The sequence below is a fragment of the Psychrobacillus sp. BL-248-WT-3 genome, from assembly GCF_012843435.1.
Taxonomy (GTDB): domain Bacteria; phylum Bacillota; class Bacilli; order Bacillales_A; family Planococcaceae; genus Psychrobacillus.
In genome coordinates this window covers 23,763-34,753 of the sequence record NZ_JABAFC010000040.1, presented here as the reverse complement: position 1 = coordinate 34,753, position 10,991 = coordinate 23,763, and the positions used below count along the sequence as shown (strand labels likewise).

Here is a 10,991-nt window from a genome sequence, read left to right as displayed (position 1 = left end):
GGGAAATTAAAAAAAGCCGCTGAAGGGATAGAGGAAGGGAAGGACTTTTTAGAGCATGTCATTGATGCTCAAAAGAAAGCGGAGAAAGCTAAGGATACGGCAAAGGATGCTAATAAATCCGTGGAGAATGTAGGGATTGAAACTAAGGCTACGGGAGCCAGTGTAGCTGATGATATTTCTAAACAAGGCAAAAAGGTAGTTGATAAATTTAATATTGATGATGCATATGTCAAACCAAAGCATTTATCAACAACTAAAGGTAATGGAGCAAAGTTTTTAGGTGATTCTAAAGGTGCTGCCGAGCAAATATTGAAGGATTCAATGAAAAATGGTACAGTTCAGTCAATAACAGATAATGGTTTGACTAAATTGGGAAAACAGAGTTATTCAGTAATAATAGACTCTAGAAAAACTATAGGAACAAAGGGAGAAAACTTAATTAAAGTTGTATTATCAGAAGATGGAGGCATGTTATCAGCTTATCCAATAAAATAGAAGGGAGAGATTATTATGAACGTTTTAAAAGGGTTTTTGCAGGCAGAAATTAATACACAGGAATTATATGAAGATATAATGTCTTTTATAACTTCATATCATATCAGATGTGGAGAATTTGAAGGAAATGAATATGTAATAAAAAAAATGGATCAAACGAATTTTATTTTATTTCCGGAATATATAGATGAAGATGGTGAAAGAGAAATACACGGAGCAATATCAGTTTATAGAAACAACTTAATCAAAGAGATTAATGACTGCGCTCACCTTAAAGGAATACAAGTAATTCATGTAAATTAGTAGTAACTAAGATGGTTTGAGTTCGAAAACGTAGTCTCATTGGAAAGAGTAACCCCCCTCTTTAGTAAACTTTCAAGAGTGGATTTCCGAATCCTCCTATTAAAATAATTAAAAGTAAGAAAAAATAATAGGGTGTTAGAAAATATATACTCCCCGATGGTTGTATCATCATAGAGTATTGTGTGCAATGATAGACGTTAACAGTAAAGTTTCATATACTGGAAACCTACGTGAAGATTTTATATAGTTGCTATCAATCAAAGCTTATTACTAAAGAAAAGAGTGATTAACATTAGAATTTTTGAAGAGTTGCACACAATCGAAGAAGTTGATCGTTTTATTTCCAGCAATCCATTAAGCTTTATTTATGTCTCCCATATAAATTGCACGGTTTGTCAAGCTCTTTTTCCACAAGTGAGGGTGCTTATGGAAAAGTTTCCAGATATACAGCTCGCACACGTTGATTCGGCTGAAGTAGAAGAGGTTGCAGAAAGGTTTATTGTTTTTTCAGTCCCTGCTATGCTTCTGTTCATTGAGGGAAAAGAATATTTGCGGGAAGCACGCATGGTCCATATGAGTCTTTTCGAAGAGAAATTACAAAAAATTTATGAAGGATATAAAAATGAAAGGCTATTCTAGCATGAGCTAGGAATAGCCTTTCATTTTTATCTAATAGGAAAATAAAATTGTTTCGCTGCAAGATAAACAACTCATCATTATAAAGCGTCTAAGAGCAAACCCATACTAGCATATATAATCACCGTAAAGTAAATCACAATCATATGGATTAATGAGAATTTAAACATTTTATTTGCCCAGTCTTTCATATCCATTTTGCGTGTTCCGAATAAGCTTAATCCCAACCAAAATAGACCTAAAACGAGTGAAACTAATGTGAGACCTAAGCTAAGCGGTAAAAACAAAAAGCTAGATAGCACTAATAGAATTAAATAGAAATTTGTTTGGATATATGTGCGTCTTCCTGCTTTAACAACGGGAAGCATTGGAATTTTTGCAGCAGCATAATCATCCTTTTTTCGAATGGCGATCGCGTAAAAGTGAGGCATTTGCCATATTACCATGATTAAAAATAATGCCCAACACGCTGGGTGCCAAATATCAGGAGCGACAGCTGCCCAACCGATTAAAGGGGGCATCGCACCTGAGATGCTTCCTACTTCTGTGTTCCAAATTGTATGGCGCTTTGTCCACATGGTATAAGGAACTACATAAAAAAATACTCCCAAAAATCCAAGTAGGCTGGCTAATGGAGACGCCAAATATAATAAAAATAATCCAATTACTAATAATAAAATCGCGACTATTAAAACTTTCTTAATCGATATAGCGCCTGTTACGGTTGGACGTACCTTTGTACGAGCCATAATGGCATCGATATCACGATCATAAATGTTATTAAACGAACCAGCGGCAGCAATAACGGCTGCTGTTCCTAAAAATGCAAAAACTACATTCCAAATATTATCTACAAAGCTGTACTGATAAGTATATAAAGCAAGCATTAAACCAGCAATCATTGGAATAAGATTAGACTTAATGATTCCTGTTTTAACTACTTGAGCCCATAACGTTTTTTGTGATTGTTTAGTCATCGTATTTCATAGCTCCTTATTTATCCACTTGAACTAATATAACCTATATGATTAACTAAAATCTATATATTAACTCTTTTTTATAATCATATTTGAACAATTTAGGTCTATTTCTACATATATATAATAGTCGCATAGCAAAAACAGTCCTGCTGAATGCTAACAGGACTGTTTAAGAGAAATGCTTTTAATGTAAAAAATGGAAAATCTGATTATTAAAAGAGGATAGTAAAATTAAAAACTTTATTTCTATATTATCCGTAATTGTTGGTCTGCCTATATTCGTTTTAACAATTATCATAGTGATTGTAAATATCGTACTAAATCCATAGCTAAGGTTTTATGCTCTATCTTTTTATTGAGCCTATTTATTGAAGTTGTTCAATATATTTTTGCATTAGGAGCAACGGACATTGACGATAATATTTTAAATTTTATTGGTGGATCCCTTGGAGTCATTATTTATAAAATTGCAGAGAAATTACGTTTCCCCAAATATTCATATCTCCATAATATAATTTTTTATAGAATGCAATGGAATGAAATTAACACTTCTAAAGCTATCTCTCCCTAAAAACACGATGTCAATTAACAAAAATAGGTAGAAAAATAATATGCCCCAATAAAATATATTTAAATACTTTTTCATTATGGTTTATCCCTTCACTCAATTACTTCTTACCCACTATACATTAAACTCTTTAAGAAAATGTAAGGCAAACTCTTAAGGAAATATTAAATAATGTAATTTATTTTCTTCCACCAAATAAATTATTTCCTCAATCTTCTAGATTGAATTTTGTCCTCAATAGTAGTTTTATCGAGTAACTTAACTCTTAAGGTTTTTGTAAGAAATAAGTAAGACAAAAGATATTTCTGAAGTTTAGTATAAATCATACAGTAGGGAGGAGGAAGGGGGTGTAATCATCCCAAAATCGTCCAAGTCAGTTCTAGTTAATTGGAACTTTGCTATGTACGTGATAAATAGGGTCATCAACCATTTGGGGATTAATTTTAGCTTGAGTTAGTGTAGAGGACTTCGGATAAAAGGTAGTTTTTTCAGAAAAGCGAGATAACCTTGCGGAGATGGAGCAGAACCTTGCAGAAACGAGCTAGAACCTTGCGGAGATGGGATTAAACCTGGCGGAAACGAGCTAGAACCTTGCACAGATGGAGCAAAGCCTTGCCGTACTGAACTAGCCTTTGCTAAAAGCATGCTAGTTAATAATCTAATATTCACTTATATTTTCTCAATTACAATTCATAAAAAGGAGCCAAAAAGATGATTAAACGAATTCTTGTAGTACTCATTTTAGTTAGTACTTGTCTTTCTTTCAGTCCTGTTTACAGTGCGGAAAATGGAAGTACGCCATCAGGTATTCCATTAAATAAGTTAAAGGAGGAAATCGATGGGTTTGTCTTAAATCACATTGGTCAATCAACACCGGGTGCTTCAATTGTAGTCGTAAAAGATGGAGAAATTGTGTTTTCTAAAGGATATGGTTACGCAAATATTGAAAAAGAGATATTAGTAAATCCACAAAAAACGGTTTTTGAATATGGTTCTATTAGTAAATTGTTTGTATGGACAGCTGCAATGCAACTAGTCGAACAAGGAAAATTAGATTTAAATGAAGATATTACAACATACCTTCCTAAAGATTTTGTCTCCAAGTTAACATATGAAAAGCCTATTACAATGAATCAAATTATGAGTCATACAGCGGGTTTTGAGGATTATTACTTTGATTTAATCATGTCTACCCCAGAAAGTGTAGATTCTTTAGAAGAAGTTTTAATCAGTAGGCAACCGAAGCAGATCTATGAACCAGGTAGTACAATGGCATATTCAAATTATGCGACTGCTCTAGCGGGTTACGTCATTGAACGAATTGCAGAGCAAACTTTTTTAGATTACGAGATGGAGCATATTTTTCTACCACTATCCATGCACAGCACATCAGGCGATCCTACTTTAGCGAATTACACAGAACTTGAACACAAAGCGAAAGGTTATATACCAAAAGAAAATAAGGAGTTTACAGAAGGAAGTTGGTCATATGTTCCACTCTACCCGGCTGGTTCTGTAAATGGAACAGCTGAAGACTTAGCGAGATTTGCTGTCGCGCTAATGCCAACGAATTCTACTAGCAATCCACTTTTTTCAACTGAAGGCACTCTCGACAAAATGCTAACACAAAGCTATTCTCCACATAGTAATCTGCTCTCTAACGCACATGGCTTTTGGGAATATGATGGTAAAGTGAGAGGGGTAGGCCATGGAGGAAATACAGCTGCCTTTAGTTCAAATATGGTAATTGCACCGGATGAACATTTTGGAGTAGTTGTTTTAACAAATGCCTCAGCTGAAATGAATGTGACATCAGGAGTCATAGATTTACTTTTTGGTAAACCCGATGACATGACTCAAACACCAACAATTGAGATGCCAAGCTCTGATGAAATTGCTGGATTGTATGTTGCAGCTCGCCAATCACGTAGCACATACACGGAGTTTCTTGGTTTTCTACCACCCTTAAAAGTCGAAGCGGTATCAAAAGATAAAATAAATATAAGCCTTTATGGAATGGAAGGTACCTACACTCAAATCGATCCTTATTTATATACCCTTACATCTAGTGAGAATCCGATTGTGGGATATATTCTTTCAAAAGCTTATTTTGAGGTGGACGAATTCGGAGTAAAACGGCTCACCAATGGTCAGGTTGCTGATTATTTACCTTTAGAAGGGGATCGAAAGCTGCCATGGCTAATAATTAGTTTAGGCATAGTACTAATTAGTGTATTATATTTTATTTTCTCACCTATCATTTGGCTAATAAAATCATTAAAAAATCACAAGCAAAATATGCAGCCCTCAAAAGAAACAAAACTATTTTGGTTGATAAATTTAACTGGAAGCTTGTTAGTCATAAATAATATTGTTCTTGTTATTCGTACTATTGTTAGCTCCTCGATGCTTTATTTAGATGCGCTTCAGTTACACATTTACTTAAACTGGTTCCTTCTTTTTGTAGCAGTAATTCTTGTCATTTTAGATTTAGTTAATTGGAAATTAGTAAATTTGAAAATAAGTCAAAAATTTATACGAGTTTTCACAATGTGTCTCATTGTATTATTAGTAGCCGTATTAATGAATTGGAATTTCTTTAATCTTCTATAAAAATAATTTTTGAACCAATAAGTATTGTACAGGATGGCTAGAAGATGTTATTAGGAGGAAAGATGTATAGTGGATAATAAGTTAAGTTATGCAAAAAAGCACCCCATTAAAAGTATTATACTGATTGAGATTAGTTTTTTACTAGTAGTTTTTATAGCGGGGGCGATTGCGACGATTAAACAATTAAGTTACAATGCGCCGATATTAATATCGTTCATACCAACTGCACTAGTATTAATTATTTATTTTACATGGAAAAGAAAATGGACTTATTTTGGTTTTAAACGCGTAGTAATAAGAAAAAGCTGGTATTCGTACTTCCCTCTATTTCTTATTTTAATTGTATTATGCTTTCAAGGGTTTAGTTTCCAGCCTATTGAAACAATTATATTCTTTGTTGGCTTTGCTATTCTAGTTGGTTTTGTGGAAGAAAGTATTTACAGAGGAATAATGATTAAAATATTATTGCCACTAGGTATGCTTCCAGCTATTCTAACTTCGAGCATATTATTTTCTGTTACCCACATGCTTAATTTGTTATCTGGACAAAGTTTAGGACAGACTGGACTTCAATTGATTTATTCTTTATTAATAGGAATAGTGCTTGCACAATTATTTATAAAAACAGAAAACATTTACCCTCTAATTTTGTTTCATGGCCTTCATAATCTGCTTCAATTTTTAGGAAACGGAGAATCCAGTGTCATTCTGGATACGACAGTGATTGGTATTTTAGTTATAGCTATTACTGTCTTAGCATTTTCTCTGCGGAAAAATAATACAGTAAAGAATGCTTTTATTCATGAAAGAATTTAAATGATTAAAGGCTATACATTTTGAACTAAACCCCGAATAGTGGCTGCTTTTAAAAGTAGACCAATTCGGGGGTTAATGTTTTTCATGGTGAATGTCGAGCTTCCGGATGGTTCATTGCTTCAAGAAGAGAAATAGCCTTTAGGAAAATAATCTTCACATAAGGTAAGTTAGTGCTTAGGATTTAATATGGCAAACATTTCATGGTCTTCCCACCGTCCGTTAATTTCAACACTTTTTTTTGCCAATCCCTCATTGTGAAAACCTACTTTTTCTAAAACTCGAATGGAGCCTGTATTATTTGGCATGACTCCGGCTTCTATTCTGTGTAAGTTGAGTGTCTCAAAAGCATATTTAATAACTAGAGCAGTAGCTTCAGTGGTATATCCTTTGCCATTATGCGCTTGATCCAAGGAATAGCCTAAAAGGGCGCTTTGACGAGGTCCGCGGACTACTTGAAATAGTGAGATAGAACCTATTAATACGTCGCCATCTACTTTAAAAATTCCAAACTGATATGCGGAATCCTTTGTCGAATTTTGTGCCGATTTTTCAATTAATTCTTTTTGCGTTTCTATGGTCCAGTAGTTTTCTGGAAGAGCTACGGAATAGTTTTGTAAAAATGCACGATTCCTGATTTCTAAATCTAGCATTTCTTTCGCATCTGAAACTATAAATGGACGAATGTATATATTTTTAGTTTTTAACATCTCATATCTCCTTCTCTAAGAAATAAATACAGTATATCATAGTGAATTATGGAGATAAATGGTTGAGGTTCTTTCGTTAAAATTGATATTCGCATTATTTCATTTTCTTTAATTAGCATGAGAATTATACATATCTAGTTTTCCAGAAAAGAGATGATTGCGATTGTCTAGAAAATCTTTCTTAATCGGTGTGTGCGATAGCACTGATCTCAATTAGTTGCTCAGGGAAAGCCAAGTAAGTCACGCCGATACAACTGCCGGCTGGACGATGTTCTCCGATATATTCCTTAAACATTTCTATGACTGGGGAGAAATGGGCTTGAGGATTCGTTAGATAGAGCTCCACATAAGCGAGATTAGATTTTGTTACACCAAACTCCTGAAGGACGAGGTCCAGATTTTCAAGTGTCTGACGGGCCTGCGCCTCAATATCTTCCTCTCCAACGAATACGCCGTCTTGATTGTGTGAAAATTGCCCTGAAATGTAAATGGTATTGTTGACGCCATAACCTTGTGTAATCCCATGATCCCAGAGATTGTGGTTGTAAGTTTTAACACTATTCATTATTTTCTCTCCTTTATTTCAAAGTAAAGTAAGTATAAAATGAATAAAAAGAAAAAAATAGTACGCACATTTTTGATAGTTACTATCAGAAAGGATAGTGTCAAATGAGTATGGAGGAATATAAAGACAAGGGGAATATTCAAGAGACATCATTTGGGTATACTTTGTCGGTAGTAGGTGGAAAATGGAAAATGCTAATTCTCTATCTGCTAGCTGAAAATCAACCCGTTCGCTTTAATGATATGAAAAGACAAATAGGAGCCATTACCTTTAAAACATTGAGTTCACATCTTAAAGAGCTGGAAGCAGATGGGTTGGTTTTACGGAAAGAGTACCCACAAATACCTCCTAAAGTAGAGTATAGTCTAACACCTAAAGCAGATACTTTATTACCTGTTTTGGAACAACTATGTGAGTGGGGAGAAAAAAATCGCAATAATTAATAGCTCATGATATTGCGTGGATTTACTAATACTAAAAGCTACTAATAGGGGGAGCATTTTATGGAATGGATCGTGTTGCTACTTATAGTTTTTATTGGTTTTAGTCTTTTTGTGCGCAAGAACACCTCATATAAGTTTGGTTTATCTCCAAAAACATTAGAATTAAAGCAAATTAAAGGGTTAAAAAAGCTAAATGATACACTGGAGCAATCCCTTCCTAAAAGTTTTATGGAAAATGTAGAAGTGAGGGTAAGGAATAATAATAGATTAAAAGAAAATGAGTATGAGTGGCGCCTCCTAGATTTAAAACGCTATTTTATTATGGCGTCACTATTAAAAGAGTCTCCAATGTTTAGTGAGAAAGTTGATGAATTGTGGCATGAGATGCTTATGTTTACCCGTGAGTATGAAAATTTTTCGATAAATTATTTAGGTGCAAAGCTACATCATAGTCCAAATGTAAAGATAGAACCCGATCCTGATTTACGTGGTTTTTTTGACTGGGTGTATGCAGAGCTATTTTTTATAAGACGCGAGAATATACTTCTGTATAAAGGTTTTTTTAAGAACCCTGTTCATCCAACTGTAATGGATGATTTTAAAAATTTACAAGAAAATGAATTAATCGATATTTACTTTAAACGTGATTCGAAATATATGAAAACTGTACTTGCGCTTATTACTTCCATGAAAAATACAGTAAATGGTGTAAGAGATTACGAGAAAAAGATTATACATGAAAAGTTGAAACAAGGAAAAAATCATCAAAATTACAACGCAATGCTCCTTCCTTTCTTGTCTGTTTCTTATTTCCATTATGATGAATTTTCAAGTTACATGAAAATAAGCAATGGCGATAATTTATCGAATTGCACAAGCTGTGGGTCGGCCAACTCTTGTAAGTCTTGCTCTTCAGATAGTTCTTGCTCAAGCTGTGGGGGAGGAGATTAATAAAGAGAGGCTGGGATATAGCGAGTCAATCAATGAAAAGAGGTGAAATAAGAAATATGATTTCACCTCTTTACTGTTTTTATAAGGTAACTGATCTCTAATAAAAATTCACTATCATTGTTTGAAGCGGAGGCGACGTTTCCTGGTAGTACAGCGAACTGAAAACCTAAAAAGAAACATAGCAAGGAAGTCTAATCATATTGAGGGAAGGATATAGCATACTAATTAAATGTGAAGCAAGAGAGTTTTCTAAAATATATTATCGGCCATTATTATAGTAATTTACTTTTGGAAAGCGTTTTCGTTAATTTGTAAGAAAATTCTTGATTTTCTATTAATCTAGGATTATAATTCTATTTGAAAGCGGTTTCACCTTCTAATTATTGCTTTTTTTTATATTATTTAGAAACCGGTTTCCGTAATGTCCTAATAAATCAAGTTTTTATGATGAAGACAACAATATTGGAGGTGAATGATACAAAAATAATAACTAGCATTATTTTTGTTGAAGAATTACAACCTGTAAGAAACATTGATCAAAAAAATGTAGGGGGAATCATTTTGAGAAGTTTGAAAAAAATAAGTGCATTGGGCTTGTCGACCGTTCTTGCATTATCATTGGCAGCTTGTAGTGGAACTGAAAAGGAATCGTCTGGTAATGAAAAAGGCGGAGGTTCACAAGAACAAATTACATTAAACTTTTGGACTTTTGGAGCTACTGGTTATGAAGACTTGGCGAAAGCCTATGAAGAGGAAAACCCTAATGTGAAAGTAAAAGTAAGAGCTGCTGAAACTGCAGAGCACCATGATGCGTTATTTACCGCATTATCGGCAGGAAGCGGAGCTCCAGATATAACGATGCTAGAGATTGATCAATTGGATCGCTTTAAAGCAGCACAAGACCAGTTCGAAAACCTTTATGATCTTGGTGCAAAAGATATTCAAGATCAATACTTAGATTGGAAATGGAACACAGGTGAAAACAATGCTGGTGATTTCTTAATCGGCTTACCAACGGATATTGGTCCAAAAGCTTTATACTACCGTACAGATGTATTTGAAGAGGCTGGCTTACCAACAGATCCTGAAGAAGTGGCTAAACTTATCAGTTCTCCAGAAGCATTTGAAGAAGCAGGTATACAGGTGAAGGAAGAGACCGGTAAACCATTCATCGATAGTATAGAAATGGCATTCAGAGCTTATTTAGATGCAGCACAAGAAACCTTTCTTAATGCAGAAGGAGAATTATTAATTGAGCAAGAGGGAAATGCGGTTAAAGAGGCATACGATTATGCTGTAAAGCTTAATGAGCTTGGAATTGTCGGAAAATTTGAAATGTGGTCGCCTGAGTGGGCGAATGCTGTAAATAAGGGGGAATTTGCAGCTGAATTAGGAGCTGGCTGGTTAAAAGGTTGGATGGAAGGCAATGCACCAGAGGCTGTCGGCAAATGGAGAGTAGCGACATTACCAACGGAATTTGCTGCAAACTGGGGCGGTTCTTTTATCTCCATTCCAAAAGAAACTAAAAATGCAGATGAAGCTTATAAATTTGCAGAGTGGTTAATCTCTCCTGACAATCAAATAAAATCATTCCAATCAAAAGGATTATTCCCATCTGCTCCGTCTGTTTACGAAATGGATTCCTTCAAAAACAATGAAGATGAGTTCTTTGGTGGCCAATCAACAGCACCAGTATTTGCTCAAGCAGCACAAGACATCAATGGAGCGGTGTATAAAGGAGAAAAATACTTCCCGGTTTATCAGGAAGTACTGAATGCCTTAAAGGATGTTCAAGCTAAAGGGGCAGATCCAGAAAAAGAGTGGGCTGTAGCAGTTAAGCGTGCAAAGGATTTAATGAATCGCTAGTAAAGAGAATAATAGATTTGAAGGTGGATGAGGAGTTGAATGAGCTTC

General features: G+C 34.6%; 12 protein-coding genes and 1 pseudogene. 9 read left to right on the top strand and 4 right to left on the bottom strand.

The genetic code is table 11. From position 1 onward, the window contains the following. The 3 genes and pseudogenes from HF876_RS16210 to HF876_RS19200 all read left to right on the top strand — a co-directional run. Positions 1-495 (top strand): annotated as a pseudogene (locus tag HF876_RS16210) (hypothetical protein); the annotation flags it as partial. Positions 496-510: 15 nt separating this feature from the next. After that, positions 511-798 carry a hypothetical protein gene (locus HF876_RS16205; RefSeq protein ID WP_169361085.1) on the top strand — a complete coding sequence of 96 codons (288 nt, stop codon included), beginning with the start codon at positions 511-513 and terminating at the stop codon, positions 796-798. Positions 799-1,080: 282 nt separating this feature from the next. Next, positions 1,081-1,437 carry a thioredoxin family protein gene (locus HF876_RS19200; protein WP_346764095.1) on the top strand — a complete coding sequence of 119 codons (357 nt, stop codon included), beginning with the start codon at positions 1,081-1,083 and terminating at the stop codon, positions 1,435-1,437. A 77-nt stretch (positions 1,438-1,514) separates the two neighbouring features. Here HF876_RS19200 and cyoE read toward each other — a convergent pair whose 3' ends face one another. Further along, positions 1,515-2,411: a heme o synthase gene (gene cyoE, locus HF876_RS16195; protein WP_169361084.1), complete on the bottom strand. Its 897-nt coding sequence runs from the start codon at positions 2,409-2,411 to the stop codon at positions 1,515-1,517. Positions 2,412-2,664: 253 nt separating this feature from the next. On the opposite strand from cyoE, the gene HF876_RS19395 reads away from it, so the two are divergent. Next, positions 2,665-2,985, top strand: a complete 321-nt coding sequence (locus tag HF876_RS19395; protein ID WP_481900293.1) for a VanZ family protein — start codon at positions 2,665-2,667, stop codon at positions 2,983-2,985. 450 nt (positions 2,986-3,435) lie between these two features. Here the strand turns inward: HF876_RS19395 and HF876_RS16185 are convergent, their stop codons facing one another. Then, entirely contained in the window at positions 3,436-3,651 is a 216-nt protein-coding gene (locus HF876_RS16185) for a hypothetical protein (protein WP_169361082.1), read from the bottom strand. 42 nt (positions 3,652-3,693) lie between these two features. Here HF876_RS16185 and HF876_RS16180 point away from each other — a divergent pair, with 42 nt between their 5' ends. Together HF876_RS16180 and HF876_RS16175 are read left to right on the top strand one after the other, a co-directional pair. Then, entirely contained in the window at positions 3,694-5,595 is a 1,902-nt protein-coding gene (locus HF876_RS16180) for a serine hydrolase domain-containing protein (RefSeq protein ID WP_169361081.1), read from the top strand. 69 nt (positions 5,596-5,664) lie between these two features. After that, the gene (locus HF876_RS16175; RefSeq protein ID WP_169361080.1) at positions 5,665-6,411 is read left to right on the top strand and encodes a CPBP family glutamic-type intramembrane protease; all 747 of its coding nucleotides are present in this window, start codon (positions 5,665-5,667) and stop codon (positions 6,409-6,411) included. Positions 6,412-6,578: 167 nt separating this feature from the next. Here the strand turns inward: HF876_RS16175 and HF876_RS16170 are convergent, their stop codons facing one another. Both HF876_RS16170 and HF876_RS16165 read right to left on the bottom strand, forming a co-directional pair. Further along, the gene (locus tag HF876_RS16170) at positions 6,579-7,118 is read right to left on the bottom strand and encodes a GNAT family N-acetyltransferase (protein WP_169361079.1); all 540 of its coding nucleotides are present in this window, start codon (positions 7,116-7,118) and stop codon (positions 6,579-6,581) included. Between the two features lie 181 nt (positions 7,119-7,299). Further along, positions 7,300-7,683 (bottom strand): RidA family protein, encoded by a 384-nt coding sequence (locus tag HF876_RS16165; RefSeq protein ID WP_169361078.1) that lies wholly within the window; start codon positions 7,681-7,683, stop codon positions 7,300-7,302. A 104-nt stretch (positions 7,684-7,787) separates the two neighbouring features. Here HF876_RS16165 and HF876_RS16160 point away from each other — a divergent pair, with 104 nt between their 5' ends. From HF876_RS16160 to HF876_RS16150, 3 genes are all read left to right on the top strand, one after another. Further along, positions 7,788-8,126, top strand: a complete 339-nt coding sequence (locus tag HF876_RS16160; RefSeq protein ID WP_169361077.1) for a winged helix-turn-helix transcriptional regulator — start codon at positions 7,788-7,790, stop codon at positions 8,124-8,126. Positions 8,127-8,186: 60 nt separating this feature from the next. Next, positions 8,187-9,077 carry a glycine-rich domain-containing protein gene (locus HF876_RS16155; RefSeq protein ID WP_169361076.1) on the top strand — a complete coding sequence of 297 codons (891 nt, stop codon included), beginning with the start codon at positions 8,187-8,189 and terminating at the stop codon, positions 9,075-9,077. A 561-nt stretch (positions 9,078-9,638) separates the two neighbouring features. Next, positions 9,639-10,943, top strand: a complete 1,305-nt coding sequence (locus tag HF876_RS16150; RefSeq protein WP_240949806.1) for an ABC transporter substrate-binding protein — start codon at positions 9,639-9,641, stop codon at positions 10,941-10,943. The last annotated feature ends 48 nt before the right edge of the window (positions 10,944-10,991 follow it).